This is a genomic window from Ottowia beijingensis (genome assembly GCF_042680925.1).
GTDB lineage: Bacteria > Pseudomonadota > Gammaproteobacteria > Burkholderiales > Burkholderiaceae_C > Ottowia > Ottowia beijingensis.
In genome coordinates, this window is the sequence record NZ_JBHUEP010000001.1 from 103,796 (window position 1) to 122,023 (window position 18,228).

An 18,228-nucleotide genomic window follows, 5' to 3' on the forward strand; every position below is an offset into this window, starting at 1 on the left:
ACTTAATCAATAGCGGCAATGCGCTGCTTGGCAAAATCCTCGTACCACGCCAGGCAGGCCGGGTTGGCCATGGCCTCCCGGTTGACCACCTTCTCCAGCGGCTGGCCGAGCAGCAGCTTCTTGATCGGCAGCTCCTGCTTCTTGCCCGACAGGGTGCGCGGAATCTCGGTGACGTGGAAGATGGCGTCGGGCACGAAGCGCGGGCTCAAGGACTGGCGGATGGCCTCGTTGATGCGCTTCGTCAGCGCCTCGTCCAGCACCACGCCGGGGCGCAGCACCACGAACAGCGGCATGTAGCTTTGCTTGCCCAGGTATTCGAGGTCGATCACCATCGAATCGAGCACCTCGGGGATGCCCTCGACCGCGCTGTAGATCTCGCTGGTGCCCATGCGCAGGCCGTGGCGGTTGATGGTGGCGTCGCTGCGGCCGTAGATCACGCACCACTCGCCCTCGCCGTTCTCATCGCCCACGCGCAGCCAGTCGCCGTGGCGCCACACGCTGCCCGCGCTCTTGTCCAGATCGCCGCCGCCGGGCTTGCGGCCGTGGCCGGGCGGGTACATCTCGAAGTAGCTGGCGCGGTAGCGCGCGCCGTCGGGGTCGTTCACCAGGTACTGCGGCATCGACGGAATGGGCTGCGTGCACACCAGCTCGCCGACCTGGCCGACGACCGGCTCGCCGGCGTCGTTCCACGCCTCCACCGCCGCGCCCAGCATGCGGCACTGCATCACGCCGGGGGCCTGCGGCAGCTCGCGGTGGCCGCCGATGAAGGCGCCGCAGAAGTCGGTGCCGCCGCTGATGTTGCACCACCAGATATCAGCTTGCAGTGGCCCGCTGGCGATGCGGCGGAACTGCTCGGTGCCCCAGGCCTGCACGTCGGGCGCCAGCGGCGAGCCGGTGGTGCCCAGCGCCCAGATGCGCGACAGGTCGCCGCATTGCGCCAGGTCGACGCCGGCCTTCATGCAATTGGCGTAGAACGCCGCGCCGGCGCCGAAGAACGTGACCTGGTGCCGCGCGGCGAAGCGCCACAGCACCGTCCAGTCGGGCGCCTCCTTGCTGCCGCCGGGGCTGCCGTCGAAGATGACGCAGGTGGTGCCCGACAGCAGCCCGGCAATCTGCGCGTTCCACATCACCCAGCCGGTGGAGCTGTACCAGTGGAAGCGCTCGCCCAGCGTCTCGGGCGCGTAGCTGCAGCCCACGTCGTTGTGCAGGCTGGCCAGCATCAGCATCACCAGGATCATGCCGCCATGCGCGTGCACGATGGGCTTGGGCAGGCCGGTGGTGCCGCTGGAATACACCACCCACAGCGGATGGTCGAACGGCAGCCACATCGGTTCGAAGGCGGCAGTTTCAGCATCATTTCGGGCTGTAGCGCCTGCCCAGTCTGCGCTGTCAGCTACTGAAACCGTAGTATCGAGATTGCGCTGCACGATCAGGTGCTGCACGCTGGGCAGCGCCGCCCGCAGTTCCTGCACCACGGCCAGGCGGTCGATGTCGCGCCCGGCCCAGGTCACGCCGTCGACGGCGATCAGCACCTTGGGTTCGATCTGTTTGAAGCGATCCAGCACCGCGTTCGTGCCCATGTCGGGCGCGCACACGCTCCACACGGCGCCGATGCTGGCGGTGGCCAGGAAGGCGACGATGGTCTCGGGGATGTTCGGCATGTAGGCCGCCACCCGGTCGCCCGGCTGCACGCCCTGCGCTTTCAGGTGCAGCGCCAGCGAAGCGACCTGGCGCTTCAGCTCGGGCCAGCTTAAGGTCCGCACCTGTCCCTTCTCGTTCTCGCTGATGATGGCCGGCAGCCCCGCGGCGTGCGCCGGCTGCACGTGGCGGAACACCTGCTGCGCGTAGTTGGTCTGCGCACCGGGGAACCACACGGCCCCAGGCATGACGTTCTTCGCCAGCACCGCCGTGTGCGGCGTGGGCGACTGGATGTCGAAGTAGTCCCAGATGCTCTGCCAGAAGGCGTCGAGATCGGTGGTCGACCAGCGCCACAGCGCGTGGTAGTCGTCGAAGGCGAGGCCGCGCGTGTCGCGCAGCCAGTCCTGGTAGCGGCGGATGTGGGGAACGCGGGCGGTGAGGGCGGGGGTGTTCATGCACCGTATCTTGGCACCATCCGGTGGCCGCGCGCATCCGGCTTCACCCGGGCGCGGTCGCGCCGGCGACGTCGCGCCCGGTCAGCGTCTCAGCACATTCCACACCAGTTCCAGCCCCGCCACCCACAGGGCATCCACCGTGGTGTCGCCGATGCCGGTGCCGCCCTGGCGCCAGCGGTCCTGCTGCTCTTCCCGCCGGGCACGCTCGCGGTCGCGCTCGATGGTCACCAGCGCGTCGGCCAGGTCGGCCGGTTGGGGGCCCTCGGTGCTGCGCTGTGCCTTCTGGCCATAGTTGGCCAGGGCCTGTTCCACCGCCTTGGGATCGAGCAGCGAGAAGGCGGCACGGCAGTAGGGGCAGGCGCTGTGCTCGCGCAAATCGACCGGCGCGCCGCAGCTGTTGCAGTGGATCACCTTCAGGCGCTCGGCCAGGTCGGCGATCTCGGGCTTGGTGAGCTGGCGCACGAAGCCCTTCTCGATCATGAACGACGAGAAGGTGGAGAAGCGCCCATGCCGCTGCGGGCAACGCCAGGTGAAGTAGCGCCCGTGCTTGACCACGTCGCTGCCTTCGGTCAGCCGGCGGCGGCAGCGCGGGCAGGCCATGTCGCGCACCAGCGGGGCCTGCGGGTCGTCGCGGTGTTCGTGCAGTTGGCGGAACAGGTCGACCACGCCGCCGGGTGCCATGCGCAGGTTCTCGTTGCCGTCGAACCAGAGGCCGTGGCAGGCGTGGCACAGGTCCAGTTCCAGGGTGGTGCCGTTGTGCCCGGCCACGTGGTGCACCTCCATCGGGGCGCGGCAGGACGGGCAGGCGGTGGTGCTGGGGGCAAGACGTTGGGGCATGGTGCGCAAATGCTAGCGCGGCGCCAGGGCATGTCGTGACCGGCGGCTCAACGACAATCGTGGTCCCATGCCACGTTTTCACGTTCCCGTCCCGCTCGCCGCAGGCGCCGCGCTGGCGCTGCCGCCCGGTGCCGCGCGCCATGTGCAGGTGCTGCGGCTGCAGCCGGGCGATGGCATCACGCTGTTCAACGGCGAGGGCGGCGAGTGGTCGGCCACCGTCACGCGCATGGGGCGCAGCGACGTGGATGTGGCGGTTCAAACGCACACCCCGGTCGAGCGCGAGGCCGCGCGCGCCGTGCACCTGGCCGTCGGCCTGATGGCGGCCGAGCGCATGGACTGGCTGGTCGAGAAGGCCACCGAGCTGGGCGCCGCCAGCCTGACGCCGCTGCTGATGGCGCGCAGCAGCCTGCGCCTGTCGGGCGAGCGGGCCACGAAGAAGCGCGCGCACTGGCAGGCGGTGGCCGCGGCTTCTTGTGAACAAAATGGCCGCAATCGTTTGCTGGACGTGCGCGATCAGCTCACTTTTCAGGAGCATCTGATGCAGCCTGCGGACGTCGCCGGCACGCGCTGGGTGTTGTCGCTCGCGCCGGAAGCCGAATCGCTGCGCGCCCGTGCCGCGGCGCTGGCACCGCAGGCCGCCGTGCACCTGCTGTCCGGCCCCGAGGGCGGCCTGAGCCCCGACGAGGACGCCGCCGCGCGCGCCGCCGGCTGGCTGCCGATCGACCTCGGCCCGCGCGTGCTGCGCGCCGAAACCGCGCCGCTGGCCGCGCTGGCCTGCCTGAGCCTGCCATGAACCGCCACCTGCTGCTGCTCACCCTGGTGCAGGGCCTGTTCCTCACCAACAACGTCACATTCATCGCCATCAACGGCCTGGTGGGCCTGCAGCTGGCGCCGTTCGGCTGGATGGCGACGCTGCCGGTGATGGGCTACGTGGTGGGCGGCGCGCTGGCCACGCCGCTGGTGGCGCGCGCGCAGACGCGCTTCGGGCGCAAGGGCTCGTTCCAGATCGGGCTGGCCGTGGCCCTGGGTTCGGCGCTGCTGGCGGCCTTCGCGGCGTGGACGCGCCAGTTCTGGCTGCTGGTGGCGGCCACCATGATTGCCGGCTATTACAGCGCCAACGGGCAGCTGTACCGCTTCGCCGCGGCCGAGCTGGCCGCCCCGACCTGGCGCGAGAAGGCGGTGTCGCTGGTGCTGGCCGGCGGGCTGCTGGGCGCCATCGTCGGCCCCAACCTGGCGGCCTGGACGCGCGCCGTGCTGCCCGTGCCCTTCGTCGGCGCCTACCTGGCGCTGGCGGTGGTGGCGGTGCTGGCCATGGGGGTGATGGCGTTCATCGACTTTCCACCCGCACCGGCCAAGGCGCCCGGCAGCAGCGCCGGGCGGCCGCTGGGCCAGATCATGCGGCAGCCGGTGTTCGTCGTCGCCACCGTGGGCGCGGCGCTGGGCTATGGGGTGATGAACCTGCTGATGGCGGCCACGCCGCTGGCCATGCAGGTGTGCGGCTTCGACTTCGAATCGACGGCGCTGGTGCTGCAGTGGCACGTCATCGGCATGTTCGCGCCGGGTTTCTTCACCGGGCACCTGATCAAGCGCTTCGGCGTGCTGCCCGTCATGGGCGCGGGCGTGGTGCTGAACGTGGTGTGCGTGGCCATCGCGCTGTCGGGCGTGGACCTGCACCAGTTCCTGATCGCGCTGTTCGCGCTCGGCGTGGGCTGGAACTTCCTGTTCACCGGCAGCACCACGCTGGCGCTGACGGCCTACCGCCCGGAGGAGAAGGACCGCGCGCAGGCGGCGATCAACTTCTGCGTCTTCGCCACCATGGCGTTCACCTCGTTCGCCTCGGGCGCGCTGGTGACCACGCAGGGCTGGATGTGGCTGAACCTGGGTTCGCTGCCCGCGCTGGCGCTGGTGGGCGGCGCGCTGGCCTGGCTGGGCTGGCGCGGTCGCCAGACGGCGCTGCGCGCGGCCGACTGAGCAACGTCAGCGGCACTCCGGGCCGGGTGGCGGCAGCAGGCTCGTCCAGGGCAGCTCCGGCGGCGCGGAGGGCACGCTGATGTGGATCGCGTCCGCCAGCGGCGGCGGTACGGCGGCCCGGGCCGACGCGGCGCGGCTGCGGCCCGTCGAGGGTTTGTCTGATCGCGCTGCCAGCACGGGATCGCGCCGGATCTCCGCGTCGGCGGCCACACGCACCAGGCGCACGGCGGCCGTCGACAGCCGGCTGGCGCTGCGGGGTTCGCCACGCGCGAAGTCCACCGTCCAGGCCGCGTTGTAGGCATTGACGAACGGGGTTTCGGTCCAGAACGGCAGCACCGGCGTGGCCGGGAACTGCGTCTGGTTGATGGCCGGCCGCTCGCAGCCCGACTCGACCAGCCAGCGCAGCTCGTGCACGCGGGGCAGGCGCCAGCTGGTCTGCCCCGCGTTGCGCGTGCCCGGCGCACTGGCGTTGACGGCGACGACACGCGCCTGCGCCGCCGCGGCGGTCAGCACCAGCGGCTGGCCGACGCACCTGGTGCCGACCCAGTTCTGCCCCTCGGCGCAGCGCTTCCACACCGTCTGACTGGGCACGTGCCGCACCATCCCGCCGCCCGCGTCGACGAACGGGCCCTGCGGCAGATGCGGCAGGCCGCCACCGACACAACTGGCCCAGGCCAGGGCATGGCCGCCCAGCGCCACCCCGCCCAGCACGGCGCGCACGGCGCCCGGCCACCCACTTGCTTCGTTCCTGTTGTTCATCGTGCCCTCCTTGGCTGCACCCTCCCCCCGACTGGGATGACGGCAACCCGCACGCGCCGCACCGCTACTGGTGCGCCACTGTTTTCAGGCAATGTAAATCTTTGTCAGCCCGCGCGGTATCACGCGAACGGGGTAACCCGTTCGACCGGCGTTCTAGAAGTGCGACGGCGCGCCGCCGGGCATCGGCTCGCTGGCCTCGCCCAGCACGATGGGCGGAAAGCGCGACACCAGCCAGTCGTGCAGCGCCTCGAACACGGGCGCGCTTTCGAGCTCGTTGAACAGCTCGTGGTAATGCATGGGAAAGTCCTGCGCCGTCACCCATTCAGCGGGCGCCGCGCTGGCAAAGGCGCGGCTGCCGGCGGCCCGCACCAGCCGGTCCTGCCCGGCGTAGAGCAGCAGCGTGGGCACCTTCCAGCGCGGTGCGCGCTTGATCACCGCCGGCCCCGCCGTGGCGATGAAGTGCGCCAGCCGGGCGCTGATGCGGTCGTGCACCAGCGGGTCGTCGCGGTAGGCATCCACCACGGCGTGGTCGTGCGACAGAAAGCGCGCGTCCACCCCGTTGGCCACGCGGGCCTGCGGTGCCACGCGGTACAGCGAGGCGGTCAGCGCCTTCTGCACCACGGTCATGCCCACGTCCAGCGAGGGTGACGACAGCACCAGCGCATCCACCCGCCGCAGCTTGAGCGACACCAGCCGCGCGGCCACCAGGCCGCCCAGCGAATGCCCCAGCAGGATCAGCGGCAGGCGGTCGTCCATGCGGATGCGGGTGTCGTCGATGACGGCGGCCAGGTCGGTCAGCAGTTGGTCGTCGGTCGGCAGTTCGCCGCGAATGCCGGCCGATTCGCCATGGCCGTACTGGTCGTAGCCGCGCACCGAAAAGCCCCACTGGTTCAGCCGGTCGGCCACGTGCATGTAGCGGCCCACGTGTTCGCCCAGGCCGTGCACCAGCAGCACCACGCCGCGCGTGGGCCAGCCGGCCGACAGCGGCCAGTCGTGCAGCGCCAGCGCATCGCCGTGCGCGCTGGCGAAGTGCGACAGCGTGGAATCGCTCGTCATCAGGGCATGCGCGCGATCACCTCGGCCACGGCCGCGGTGAGCTTCTTGGCATAGGGCACGTGCAGGAATTCGTTGGGGCCGTGCGCGTTGCTGCGCGGCCCCAGCACGCCGCAGACCATCATCTGCGAGGTCGGGAAGCCCTCGCTGAGCTGGTTCATCAGCGGGATCGTGCCGCCCTGGCCGATGTAGCCGCAGGGCGCGCCGAAGTGGGTGCTGGAAGCGGCGTTCAGCGCCTGCTCGAACCACGGCGCCGATGCCGGCGCGTTCCAGCCCGAGGCGCCACCCTGGCTCTCGAAGGTGACCCTGGCCTGGCAGGGCGCGTTGTCTTCCAGCAGGCGCTTGACCTGCTGCACCGCCTGCGCCGCGTCCACCAGCGGCGGCAGGCGCAGGCTGAGCTTGAACGCCGTGTACGGCCGCAGCACGTTGCCGGCGTCCTGCGGCGCCGGAAAGCCCTCGGCCCCGGTGACGCTGAGCGTGGGCCGCCAGGTGCGCGCCAGCAGCGCATCGACCGGGTCGCCCGTCATCGGCAGCACGCTGCGCGATTCGCCTCCGCAGTCGTAGTGCACCCAGGGGTAGCGCTTGAACAGGTCGTCGCCCAGGATGGCGGCAGTCTGCTTGGCCTGCTCGACACGCTCGGCCGGGATGTCGCAATGAAAGCTGGCCGGCAGCAGGCGGCCGGTGGCGGAATCCTCCAGCCGGTCGAGCACGTGGCGCAGGATGCGGAACGATGAAGGCACCAGGCCCGACGCATCGCCCGAATGCACGCCTTCGGTCAGCACCTCGACCTTCAAGGTGCCCGCCGCCATGCCGCGCAGGCTGGTGGTCAGCCACAGCTGGTCGTAGTTGCCGGCGCCCGAATCCAGACAGACGACCAGCCCGACGTCGCCCAGGCGCGGGCGCAGCGCGTCGACGTAGGGCAGCAGATCGGGCGAGCCGCTTTCCTCGCTGGTCTCGATCAGGCCGACGATGCGCGGGTGCGGCACGTTCTGGCTTTTCAGCGCCTGCACGGCGGCGATGGCGGCGTACACGGCGTAGCCGTCGTCGGCGCCGCCGCGGCCGTAGAGCTTGCCGTCCTCGTACTTCGGCGTCCACGGCCCGAGGTCGCTGCGCCAGCCGGTGAACTCGGGCTGCTTGTCGAGGTGGCCGTACATCAGCACCGTCTGCGCAGCGCCGGCTTTCGTCCCTTCGATCTCGAAGAAGATCACCGGCGTGCGCCCGTCGATGCGCACCACTTCCAGCTTGAGGCCCGGCACCTTCTGCGACTCGACCCATTGCGCCGCATCGCGCACCACGCGGTCGATGAAGCCGTGCGCCGCCCAGTCGGGGTCGAACGCCAGCGACTTGGCCGGGATGGCGATGTAGTCGGACAGGCGCCGCACGATGTCGCCGTCCCATTGGCGGCCGATCTGGTCCAGCGCGGCGGCGGCGTCCCAGGCCGGGGCGCCGGGCATTTCACGGTGCAGCGGAGCGTTCATGGCGGTGACCCTGTGAACATCAGAAAGAGCAGGCACTTTACGCCCTTGCGCACGTCCACGCCAGCACGAAGGCCAAGCTGCCGGGCGTATATTGGCCCGCATGACACACGCACTCCAGCACTTCGCCATCACCCGCAAATGGCCCGCGCGCCACCCCGACCGCCTGCAGCTGTATTCGCTGCCCACGCCCAACGGCGTGAAGGCCTCGATCATGCTGGAGGAGACCGGCCTGCCCTACGAGGCGCACCGCGTCGGCTTCGACACGCAGGACCAGCTGTCGCCCGAGTTCCTGAGCCTGAACCCCAACAACAAGATCCCCGCCATCATCGACCCGCACGGCCCTGGCGGCCAGCCGCTGGCGCTGTTCGAATCGGGCGCCATCCTGATCTACCTGGCCGACAAGACCGGCCAGCTGCTGCCCCCAGACCCGGCCGCGCGCTACCACGCGCTGCAGTGGCTGATGTGGCAGATGGGCGGCCTGGGCCCCATGTTCGGCCAGCTCGGCTTCTTCCACAAGTTCGCCGGCAAGGACTACGAGGACAAGCGCCCGCGCGACCGCTACGTGGCCGAAAGCGTGCGCCTGCTGCGCGTGCTGGACGGCCACCTGCAAGGGCGCGACTGGATGATGGGCGGCGACTACAGCATCGCCGACATCGCCATCTTTCCCTGGGTGCGCAACCTTGTCGGCTTTTACGAGGCGCGCGAGCTGGTGCAGTTCGACCGCTTCCCGCAGGTGCAGCGCGTGCTCGACGCCTTCGTGGCGCGGCCGGCAGTGCAGCGCGGGCTGGCGGTGCCAGCGGCGGGTTGATTTACATGAAATCAGCCCCCAGCGCCGATCCAGCAAGCGCAAGCAGCTATTTTTAAGATAGCGACCTTGGCCGCCCATACGCCCCGTATTCGCGTCGGCATCGGCGGCTGGAACTACGCCGAATGGCGCGGCGGTGTGTTCTACCCCGCCGGGCTGCCGCAGGCACAGGAACTGCATTACGCCAGCCGCGCGCTGACGGGCCTCGAAGTCAACGCCACCTTCTACAGCACACAGCAGCCCGCCACCTACGCCCGCTGGCGCGACGAGACGCCCGAGGGTTTCGTGTTCGCCGTCAAGGCGCACCGGCTGGCCACGCAGCGCAAGACGCTGGCCGAGGGCGCCGAGGCCGTGGTCCACTTTCTGGAGAGCGGCGTCACCGAACTGCGCGACAGGCTCGGTCCCATCGTCTGGCAGCTGCCGCCGTTCCGGCGCTTCGACGCCGACGACGTCGAGTGCTTCCTCGCCCTGCTGCCCGACGCCGTGGATGGCCTGCCGCTGCGCCATGTGCTGGAGCCGCGCCACGCCAGCTTTGCCTGCGCCGACTACGTGCGCCTGGCGCGCAGCTACGGCGTCGCCACCGTCTACACCGACTCGCCCGATTACCCGAACATCGCCGACCCGACGGCCGACTTCGTCTACGCTCGGCTCATGCGTTCGCAACCCGGCGAAGCCACGGGCTACCCGCCGCGTGCACTCGACCAGTGGGCAGCACGCGTGCGCCGCTGGCAACAGGGCGCCCTGCCCGCCGGCCTGCCGCTGGTCGACCCCGCCACGGCGCCCGCGCACACCGCGCCGCGCGAAGTGTTCGTGCAGTTCATCGCCGCCGCCAAGGCGCGCAACCCGGCGGCGGCAACGGGGTTGATCGAGCGGCTGGCCAGCGCATGACACGCGCTGCTATCGATCGCTGAAGAGCAGGATATTCCGGCCGATCAGCCCTTAAAAAAAACTCCAGACCGGCGGCACCCGGGTGTCGCCTTGGCTGCACGACCGGCACGTGCGCCCCGTATCATCGTTGTGCGATCGCGCAGCAGCGCGGTCGCACAAGCGTTCTCAGGGCGGGGTGAAAGTCCCCACCGGCGGTATCCGTCCTTGCGGCGGGAGCCCGCGAGCGCTTCGGCCCGCCACCCGGCAGGCCGAAGGTCAGCAGACCGGGTGCGATGCCAGGGCCGACGGTCACAGTCCGGATGAAAGAGAGCGTGCGAAGCCGCGCTGGCGCGGCGTTGCGGCAGCGTGCCGGCCCTGGCCGTCGGCATGCGCCCGCGCGCCGCCCTGCGCTGTCGCATGCGCCCTGATTCACTGAACCTTCGTCCCCTTCAGGAGACTTTCATGAATCAGCCCCTTGCACCCACCGCACCCATCGCCTTCATCGAGGCCGGCTGGCACGCCGACATCGTGGCGCGCGCCCACGATGGCTTTGCCGACGAGCTGGCGCGCCTCGGCGGCAGCGCGCCGCCGCCAGCCGTGCAGCGCTTCGCCGTGCCCGGCGCTTTTGAAATCCCGCTGCTGGCCCAGCGCCTGGCGCGCGCCAGTCGGCACGCCGCCATCGTGTGCTGCGCGCTGGTGGTCGACGGCGGCATCTACCGGCACGAGTTCGTCGCCGGCGCCGTCATCGACGGCCTGATGCGCGTGCAGCTCGACAGCGGCGTGCCGGTGTTCTCGGTCGTGCTCACGCCCAAGGACTTCCACGAACACGACACCCACCGCGACTTCTTCCGCCAGCACTTCGTCGCCAAGGGCGCCGAGGCCGCGCGCGCCTGCGTGCAGACGCTGGCGGCGCATGCGGCGCTGGGGGTCTGAACCTTGTCGCGCAGCGCCGAAGCAGGCTACGCCGGCACGCCGGCCAGGAACTTCTCGATCACCGTGGCCAGGTAGATCGGCGTCTCGTCCATCGGGTAGTGACCGGCGTTGCCGATCACGTGCAGCTCGGCGTGGGGGTAGTGCTTCATCCAGGTGTCGCGGCAGGCCTGCTCGCCCAGTGCCAGGTCGTGCTCGCCGGGCAGCACCAGCACCGGCAGCTTCTGGTCGCTGATCTTGTCGACAAAGCTGGCCTTGGCCCACGAAGGCATGTAGCCGGCCACGGCTTCGTCGTCGGAGTGTGCCTTGGTGCTGGCGACCATGGCGTCGAGCCAGGTGCCCGTGAGGCGGTTGCCGGAGGTGAAGTCGAGGATGGTGCGGCGCGCGCCGCCATCAGTGCCGGCGGCCGAGAACAGCTGCCAGCCCTGGTCGTCAAAGCCCGCGCCGGCGGCCGACACGGGCGTGATGGCGACCAGCGACCGCACGCGCTCGGGCGCGGCGACCAGCACCTGCTGGATGCCGACGCCGCCCATCGAATGGCCCATGATGGAAAAGCGCTGCCAGCCGAGCGAATCGGCCAGCGCCGGCGCGTCCTGCGCGATCTGCTCGACGGTGTAGGGCCCGCCGCTGCCCTTCATGCCGCCGTAGCCGCGCTGGTCCATGAAGGCGTAGCTGAAATCCTGGCCGTTGAGGTGCTGGGTGAAAGGCCCCCAGCCGTGGGCGTGGCCGAACCAGCCGTGCAGGCCGATGACCTTGTGCGGGCCGTTGCCGATGGCCAGATGGGTGTTGGGCATGTCGCTTGTCTCCTGTGTTGTCGTGGGGCATGGTGCCGCCGCGCGGCACGCCCCATGATACGAAGCCCGCCGCCGGCTGCGTTTGATGCAGCGCAGCCGCAGCGGCCTTGCAGGCGCCAGAAAACTATGAATTCAGGAGCTGTCAGCGCAATACTGGCAAGCGCTGACGGCCTATTTGGCCTGGAACATGGCGCGACCGCTCAGCGCAAACCCGCCGGCCCCATGTCGATGCGCAGGCCCTGCGGCAGCACGCGCAGGGCGGCGTTGCCCCAGCCCAGGTTGCGCGCCAGCGCCATCTGCTCGGCGGGCAGGCGGTACAGCACCATGTTGTGCAGCAGCTGTTCGGCAATGCCGGGCGCGTATTGCGACACCAGCAGCCGCTGCGCCGTCGGCAGCTGGTCGATCATGAGGCGGTTGACCTTCACGTCGGTCATGCGCACGGCGCCTTCCTGCATGTCGAAGCGCAGGCCGTAGTCCAGGTCCATGCCGCCGCTGTAGCGGGTGTGGGCGATGCGCTCGGACAGCACCAGGTCGAACGCCGTGGCGATGCGGTTGGCCGCTGGCAGCAGGCCCAGCCGGGGCGACTGCAGCGTCAGATCGGCCAGGCCGGCAAACGTGCGCGTGACCGGAAAGCTGGCCGCCAGCAGCTGGTTGAGCCGCTGCTGCGACACGGTGTAGCCGGCCAGGTCGCCCACGCCGCTGGCGCAGGCGCCCAGGCCGGGCAGCAGCGTGGTCAGCGCGGCGGCGGCGCCCAGCTGGTGCCAGCGGCGGCGGGTGAGCGCGGGGGTGGCGTGGTTCATGGCGTTCGGTGCCTTCAGCGATGCGGGGCACGCGCCCCGGGGTTGCGACCGCTCAGAGGATACGCCCCAGATCGGTGATGGCATCGACCACCATGCGCGTGCCGATGGCCATCAGCAGGATGTCGTTGGCCACGCGCACATAGCGGTAGCCGGCCGGCGGCAGGCCCAGTTGCACCACCACGGGCTGCGGCACCGGGTAATAGACGACGCCAGCCGGCAGGCGCTGGCCGACGCGCCACTTCTTGGCCTGGCCGGGCGGCATGCAGCCGTTGTTCTTCTTGGCCAGGCCGGGCGGGCAGTGGCCGGCGCGGTATTGCTCGCCATACCACTGGTGGGCATGGCGGCGCTGGCCGTCGTTGAAGAAGCCGCCGGGCTGGATGACCACGACGGGGCCGCGATCACGGGCCTCGCGGCGATCACGGCGGTCATCCCGGTCGGCCCGATTGCCCCGGTCACCCCGCTCGGCCCGTGGCCCCCGGCGGTCGTCGCTGCGGTCCCAGCGGCCGTCGTCGTTGTCGCGGCGGACACGGCGCTCGCCACGGTCGTCGCGGTCCTGCTTCTTCATCTGGCCGGGCGGGCCGTCGCGGTCCTTGCCGCCGCCGGCCCACTCGGGCTTCTCGGCCCAGGCACCGCTGGCGCCCAGGGCTGCGGCCAGCAGCAGGGCCAGGGTGCGGTGCGACGACCGGAAGGTGAGGTGTGAAGTCATGTCATGAATCCTTCTTCTGCATCAAGTGCGTGCTGAATGCGGGCGACCGCGCAGACCACCCGTGCCACCCTCGTTCAACGCCCCAGCCCCGGCCACCGCGCACCCGGCCTGGGTGAAGCTCTGCATCGAAATGCAACGCGCGCACGTGGGTGTAGCCTTTGGTATCAAGATGCCGGTGCGTGCACCGTGCGCCATTGGCGCAGCCAGGCCAGCCCGCGCGTGGTGCCGCCGGGCTGGGCGCCTTCGCGCGGCCGGTACTCGCAGCCGACCCAGCCCTGCCAGCCGCATTGCGCCGCCACCTCGTCGATGACGCTGAACAGGTAAGGGTAATTCAGCTCGCCCGTGTCGGGCTCGTGCCGCTCGGGCACGCCGGCGATCTGGAAGTGGCCGACGCGGCCGGTGGGCAGGTACTGGCGGATCTTCGTCGCCACGTCGCCTTCGACGATCTGGCAGTGGTACAGGTCGAACTGCACCTTGAGGCTGGGCGCGCCCACTTCCTGCACGATGGCGTGCGCCTCGTCCTGGCGCTTGAGGAAGAAGCGCGGAATGTCGCGCGGGTTGATCGGCTCGATCAGGATGTCGCGCCCTTCGCGCGCCGCCTCGGCCGCGGCCCAGCGCAGGTTGCTCACGTACACCGCACGCGCGACCTCGCGGTCGGCGCCCTCGTCCAGCAGGCCGGCCATGCAGTGGATGCGCGGGCAATCCAGCGCGGCGGCGTAGCGCAGCGCCAGTTGCACACCGGCGCGGAATTCGTCCTCCCGGCCTGGCAGGCTGGCCGTGCCGCGCAGGCCGGCGGCCCAGGCGGCGTCGATGCTGGCGGCGTCGGTGCCGGCCGGTGGCGCGTTGAACAGCACCTGCCGCAGGCCATGGGCCTTGAGCCGCGCCACCAGTTCTTCGGCGGGATAGGCGTAAGGAAACAGGTACTCCACCGCCTCGAACCCGTCCTTGGCCGCTGCTTCGAAGCGGTCGAGGAACGGCAGTTCGGGGTACAGCATGCTCAGGTTGGCGGCGAATCGGGGCATGGCGGTTTATGAGTGAAAAACGGCTCCAGCGCTTATGTAGCAAGCGATGACAGCTCTTGTTTATATAGCATCACGGCGCTGTCGACACAGCCTGCCGGCCGATCGACTGGTAGCCCAGCCCGTGCCGTGCCAGCACCGCCGGGTCGTACAGGTTGCGGCCGTCGAACACCATGCGGTCCCTCAGCAGGCGCGCCATCTGCGCGAAGTCGGGCACGCGGAAGGCCTTCCATTCGGTGACGATGGCCAGCGCATCGGCGCCTTCCAGCGCCTGCGTGGGCGTGTCGCACAGCAGCAGATCATCGCGCTCGCCGAAGATGCGGCGCGCCTCCTGCATCGCCACCGGGTCGTGCGCGCGCACCGTGGCTCCGGCGGCCCACAAGCCTTGCAGCAGGTTGCGGCTGGGCGCCTCGCGCATGTCGTCGGTCTCGGGCTTGAAGGCCAGGCCCCAGACGGCGATGGTTTTGCCTTTCAGGCTGCCACCGTAGTGCGCGACGATGCGCTCGGGCAGCACGCGGCGCTGTGACTCGTTGCGGCGCTCCACGGCCAGCAGCACCTCGGGCGTGAAGCCGATGGACTGCGCGGTGTGGATCAACGCCTTCACGTCCTTGGGAAAGCAGCTGCCGCCGTAGCCCACGCCGGGGTAGATGAAGTGGTAGCCGATGCGCGGATCGCTGCCGATGCCGCGGCGCACGGCCTCGATGTCAGCACCCAGGCGCTCGGCCAGGTTGGCCACCTCGTTGATGAAGCTGATCTTGGTGGCCAGCATGGCGTTGGCGGCGTACTTGGTCAGCTCGGCGCTGCGCACGTCCATCACCACCATGCGGTCGTGGTTGCGGTTGAAGGGGGCGTACAGCTCGCGCAGCTGGGCCTCGACCGCGGCGCTGCCGGTGCCGATGATGATGCGGTCGGGCCGCTGGCAGTCGGCCACGGCGTTGCCTTCCTTCAGGAATTCGGGGTTGCTGACGACCTCGAACGCGATGTCGGCGCCGCGCGCCTGCAGGCCCGCGCGCACGGCCTCGGCCACCTTGTCGGCGGTGCCCACGGGCACCGTGGATTTGTTGACGATGGTCTTGGGCGCGGTCATGTGCGCCGCGATGGTGCGCGCCACCGTCAGCACGTGCTGCAGGTCGGCGCTGCCGTCCTCGTCGGGGGGCGTGCCCACAGCCAGGAAGATCAGCTCGCCATGCGCCACGCCCTCGGCCGCGTCGGTGGTGAAGTGCAGCCGGCCCGCGGCGTGGTTGGCCTGCACGATGGGCTCCAGCCCTGGCTCGTGGATGGGGATGCGGCCGGCCTTGAGTGCGGCCACCTTGGCGGCGTCGACATCGACGCAGACCACGTCGTGCCCCACATCGGCCAGCACGGCCCCTTGCACCAGACCAACGTAGCCGGTGCCGAAAACGGTGACTTTCATGTCAATTCAAACTCGCAGAAATCGGGAACTGCCGGACGCAGAGGACGCAAAGGATTCGCAGAGAACGCAAAAAAAACCCAAGGATTCTGGCTGTTCTTCAGCGTCCTCTGCGTCATCTTTGCGTCCTCTGCGTATGGAGGTTGGGCTGTTGGGGCCTTGCACTGGTCACTGCCCTTCATAAAACCCCCGATACCAGTTCACGAAGCGTGCCACACCGGTTTGAACCGGTGTTGACGGTGCAAAACCCACCCACGCCGCCAGCGCCGAGGTGTCGGCCGCCGTGCTGTGCATGTCGCCGGGCTGAATGGGCAGCATGCGCTTGTGCGCGGTGATGCCCAGCGCGGATTCGAGCGCGGTGATGTAGTCCATCAGCACCGTGGGCGCGCTGTTGCCGATGTTGAAGATGCGGTAGGGCGCGTTGCTGGTGCCGGGGTTGGGCGCAGCGGGGTCGTAGGTCGGGTCGGGCGTGGCGGGTTTGTCGAGCACGCGCAGCACGCCTTCCACGATGTCGTCGATGTAGGTGAAGTCGCGCACCAATTGGCCTTCGCCGTACACGTCGATCGGCTCGCCCGCCAGCATGGCGCGGGTGAACTTGAACAGCGCCATGTCGGGCCGGCCCCAGGGGCCGTAGACGGTGAAAAAGCGCAGGCCGGTGACGGAGATGCCGTACAGATGCGCGTAGGTGTGCGCCATCACCTCGTTGGCTTTCTTGGTGGCGGCGTAGTAGCTTATGGGGTGATCGACCGCGTCGCGCTCGCTGTAAGGCAGCCTGGCGTTGCCGCCGTACACGCTGGAGCTGCTGGCGAACACCAGGTGCTCAACACTCGCCGCGCGGCAGCCCTGCAGGATGTGACCGAAGCCGAGCAGGTTGCTGTCGGTGTAGTCGTCGGGCTGGTCGATGGAGTAGCGCACGCCCGCCTGCGCGGCCAGGTGCAGCACGCGGGCGGGCTGCACGCGCGCGAACAGGTCGGCCATGGCGGCGCGGTCGGCCAGGTCGATGCGCTCGAAACGGAAACGGGGGTGGCCCGTGAGCCGCGCCAGGCGCGCTTCTTTCAGCGCCGGGTCGTAATAGGCGTTCAGGTTGTCGATGCCGACCACCTGCGCGCCGCGCGCCAGCAGCCGCTCGGCGCAGTGCATGCCGATGAAGCCGGCGCAGCCGGTGACGAGGATGGTGCTCATGGCCTGGCCCCCGCGGCGTGCCAGCGGTAGGGATACTGCGCCGGCGCCATGCCGTCGCGCACCATGTGGAAGGGCAGCTCAATGGTTTGCAGCGGCGCGGGTGCCTGCAGCGCGCTGTCGGCCTTGTCCCACCAGCCGGGTTCGATGCGGTCGGCGCGCGAGATCAGCAGCCACCCTTGGCCGGCGGCCTGGGCGCGCGCGACGTTGGTGGCCACGCAGCGCGGCACGTCCTCTTCTTCCGAGGTGCAGGCATCCACCGTGGCCTGCGGAAAGCGCGTGCGCAGCATGCCGGCCATCATGTGGTCGGACGCGATGATGGGGCTCACCCCGTCGTAGCCGGCCGCGCGCAGCGCCACGCCCAGTTCGGCCGCGGGATGGTTGAGTTCATCCGCCTCGCCGCGCAGGCCGCTGAACCACGGGCGTATCCCTGCGGCAGCGAGGATGACGATGGCCATGACGACGATGGCGCCGGTATAGCGCCCGCCGCGCGGATGTTGCTGCAACTCGGGCCGCGCCGCGAAGGCCGCCAACGGCACGGCGCACAGCAGCGGCAGCACCCAGCGGCCCTTGAAGTTGGTGACCCCGGCGAACAGCACCATGCCCAGCAGCGCCAGCAGCACCAGCACGTGGTAGCGCACGAACACGCGGTGCGCCCAGGGCATGGCCGGCGCCAGCGGCCGGCGCCACCAGGCGCCGCGAAACGCCCACACTGCCACGATGGCCCACAGCGCCAGCGTGCCGGCGATGCCGTCGGCAAAGCTCAGCAGCCCCTTGCCCAGGCGCCGCTCGGGATGGATCTGCATCTTGCCGATGGTGCCGGTGGTGGCCTCCTGCAGGTGCGCCATCAGCCAGGCCGCGTGCGGCGCCACCACGATCAGGCCCACCAGCGGCGCCCACCACCAGCCGCGCGACAGCAGCGCGCGGCGCGATTCGGGCACCGACAGCGCCGCCAGCAGCATGGCGGCGATGACCAGCGCAAAGCTGTACTTGGCCAGCAGGCCCAGCGCGCATACCAGGCCCAGCGCGGCAAAGTCCAGCGGCCGCGGCTGCCGCACGATGCGCAGCAGCAGCCACCAGGCGCCGCAGGTCATGGCGGTGACGAGGATGGTGTGGGTCTGGTCGCGGATCGAGTACCAGCCCAGCGCCGGCAGCAGCAGCATGCTGGCCGAGGCCCACCAGGCCCCGCGCGGGCCCAGCAGCTCGCGCCCGGCCAAGTACATCAGGGCGTAGGTCAGTGCCAGCAAGGCGTGCTTGAGCAGCGACAGCGCCAGCACGCTGGGGCCGAACACCAGGTTCAGCGCCCATTGCAGCCAGGTGTAGAGCGGCGGCTGCGCGCCGTAGCCCCACGCCAGCTGCTGCGACCACAGCATCTGCTCGGCCTCGTCCCATTTCAGCGCCGGCGACACCGACACGCGCACCGCCACATGCGCCAGCGCGATGGCCAGCAGCCACGCCAGCGGGTGGGCGATGGGCGAACGGGGCGAGATCGGGGCAAGGGCGCCAGGCGCCGCAGAAGCATTCAT

At 70.1% G+C, this 18,228-nt stretch carries 17 protein-coding genes and 1 riboswitch; of the genes, 5 read left to right on the plus strand and 12 right to left on the minus strand.

The genetic code is table 11. The features are described 5' to 3' along the window. Positions 1–2 precede the first annotated feature (2 nt). Both ACFSCU_RS00495 and ACFSCU_RS00500 read right to left on the minus strand, forming a co-directional pair. Complete coding sequence (locus ACFSCU_RS00495) at positions 3–2,093, minus strand: acetoacetate--CoA ligase (protein WP_377559488.1); 2,091 nt, start codon at positions 2,091–2,093, stop codon at positions 3–5. A gap of 81 nt (positions 2,094–2,174) precedes the next feature. Then, entirely contained in the window at positions 2,175–2,930 is a 756-nt protein-coding gene (locus tag ACFSCU_RS00500) for a TFIIB-type zinc ribbon-containing protein (protein ID WP_180550456.1), read from the minus strand. A gap of 67 nt (positions 2,931–2,997) precedes the next feature. On the opposite strand from ACFSCU_RS00500, the gene ACFSCU_RS00505 reads away from it, so the two are divergent. Next, positions 2,998–3,723, plus strand: a complete 726-nt coding sequence (locus ACFSCU_RS00505; RefSeq protein WP_377559489.1) for a 16S rRNA (uracil(1498)-N(3))-methyltransferase — start codon at positions 2,998–3,000, stop codon at positions 3,721–3,723. Then, positions 3,720–4,901 carry an MFS transporter gene (locus tag ACFSCU_RS00510; protein ID WP_180550455.1) on the plus strand — a complete coding sequence of 394 codons (1,182 nt, stop codon included), beginning with the start codon at positions 3,720–3,722 and terminating at the stop codon, positions 4,899–4,901. The genes ACFSCU_RS00505 and ACFSCU_RS00510 overlap by 4 nt, the downstream gene beginning before the upstream one ends. Before the next feature lie 6 nt (positions 4,902–4,907). Here the strand turns inward: ACFSCU_RS00510 and ACFSCU_RS00515 are convergent, their stop codons facing one another. The 3 genes from ACFSCU_RS00515 to ACFSCU_RS00525 form a co-directional block, all read right to left on the minus strand. Continuing rightward, on the minus strand, positions 4,908–5,660 hold the full coding sequence (locus ACFSCU_RS00515) for an Lcl C-terminal domain-containing protein (protein ID WP_180550454.1): 753 nt from the start codon (positions 5,658–5,660) through the stop codon (positions 4,908–4,910). Between the two features lie 153 nt (positions 5,661–5,813). Continuing rightward, the gene (locus ACFSCU_RS00520) at positions 5,814–6,716 is read right to left on the minus strand and encodes an alpha/beta hydrolase (RefSeq protein ID WP_180550453.1); all 903 of its coding nucleotides are present in this window, start codon (positions 6,714–6,716) and stop codon (positions 5,814–5,816) included. Then, positions 6,716–8,191 (minus strand): M20/M25/M40 family metallo-hydrolase, encoded by a 1,476-nt coding sequence (locus ACFSCU_RS00525; RefSeq protein ID WP_180550452.1) that lies wholly within the window; start codon positions 8,189–8,191, stop codon positions 6,716–6,718. Before ACFSCU_RS00525 ends, ACFSCU_RS00520 begins: the two co-directional genes overlap by 1 nt. Before the next feature lie 100 nt (positions 8,192–8,291). On the opposite strand from ACFSCU_RS00525, the gene ACFSCU_RS00530 reads away from it, so the two are divergent. The 3 genes from ACFSCU_RS00530 to ACFSCU_RS00540 all read left to right on the plus strand — a co-directional run bounded on the left by ACFSCU_RS00530 (position 8,292) and on the right by ACFSCU_RS00540 (position 10,796). After that, positions 8,292–8,999 (plus strand): glutathione S-transferase N-terminal domain-containing protein, encoded by a 708-nt coding sequence (locus ACFSCU_RS00530; RefSeq protein ID WP_180550451.1) that lies wholly within the window; start codon positions 8,292–8,294, stop codon positions 8,997–8,999. Between the two features lie 66 nt (positions 9,000–9,065). Continuing rightward, on the plus strand, positions 9,066–9,884 hold the full coding sequence (locus ACFSCU_RS00535) for a DUF72 domain-containing protein (protein WP_257645752.1): 819 nt from the start codon (positions 9,066–9,068) through the stop codon (positions 9,882–9,884). A gap of 157 nt (positions 9,885–10,041) precedes the next feature. Continuing rightward, positions 10,042–10,199: riboswitch (FMN riboswitch) on the plus strand. A gap of 126 nt (positions 10,200–10,325) precedes the next feature. Further along, positions 10,326–10,796 (plus strand): 6,7-dimethyl-8-ribityllumazine synthase, encoded by a 471-nt coding sequence (locus ACFSCU_RS00540; RefSeq protein ID WP_180550450.1) that lies wholly within the window; start codon positions 10,326–10,328, stop codon positions 10,794–10,796. A 26-nt stretch (positions 10,797–10,822) separates the two neighbouring features. On the opposite strand, the gene ACFSCU_RS00545 is transcribed toward ACFSCU_RS00540, so the two are convergent. The 7 genes from ACFSCU_RS00545 to ACFSCU_RS00575 form a co-directional block, all read right to left on the minus strand. Next, positions 10,823–11,587 (minus strand): alpha/beta fold hydrolase, encoded by a 765-nt coding sequence (locus ACFSCU_RS00545; protein ID WP_180550449.1) that lies wholly within the window; start codon positions 11,585–11,587, stop codon positions 10,823–10,825. Positions 11,588–11,787: 200 nt separating this feature from the next. After that, the gene (locus ACFSCU_RS00550; protein WP_180550448.1) at positions 11,788–12,387 is read right to left on the minus strand and encodes a YceB family lipoprotein; all 600 of its coding nucleotides are present in this window, start codon (positions 12,385–12,387) and stop codon (positions 11,788–11,790) included. A gap of 52 nt (positions 12,388–12,439) precedes the next feature. Beyond that, the gene (locus ACFSCU_RS00555) at positions 12,440–13,093 is read right to left on the minus strand and encodes a hypothetical protein (RefSeq protein WP_377559492.1); all 654 of its coding nucleotides are present in this window, start codon (positions 13,091–13,093) and stop codon (positions 12,440–12,442) included. 164 nt (positions 13,094–13,257) lie between these two features. Further along, positions 13,258–14,115, minus strand: a complete 858-nt coding sequence (gene otnI, locus ACFSCU_RS00560) for a 2-oxo-tetronate isomerase (RefSeq protein ID WP_180550445.1) — start codon at positions 14,113–14,115, stop codon at positions 13,258–13,260. Positions 14,116–14,185: 70 nt separating this feature from the next. Next, positions 14,186–15,526 (minus strand): UDP-glucose dehydrogenase family protein, encoded by a 1,341-nt coding sequence (locus tag ACFSCU_RS00565; RefSeq protein WP_377559493.1) that lies wholly within the window; start codon positions 15,524–15,526, stop codon positions 14,186–14,188. 165 nt (positions 15,527–15,691) lie between these two features. Continuing rightward, positions 15,692–16,705 (minus strand): NAD-dependent epimerase, encoded by a 1,014-nt coding sequence (locus ACFSCU_RS00570; RefSeq protein ID WP_377559496.1) that lies wholly within the window; start codon positions 16,703–16,705, stop codon positions 15,692–15,694. Continuing rightward, positions 16,702–18,228, minus strand: a complete 1,527-nt coding sequence (locus ACFSCU_RS00575; protein WP_180550444.1) for an ArnT family glycosyltransferase — start codon at positions 18,226–18,228, stop codon at positions 16,702–16,704. Before ACFSCU_RS00575 ends, ACFSCU_RS00570 begins: the two co-directional genes overlap by 4 nt.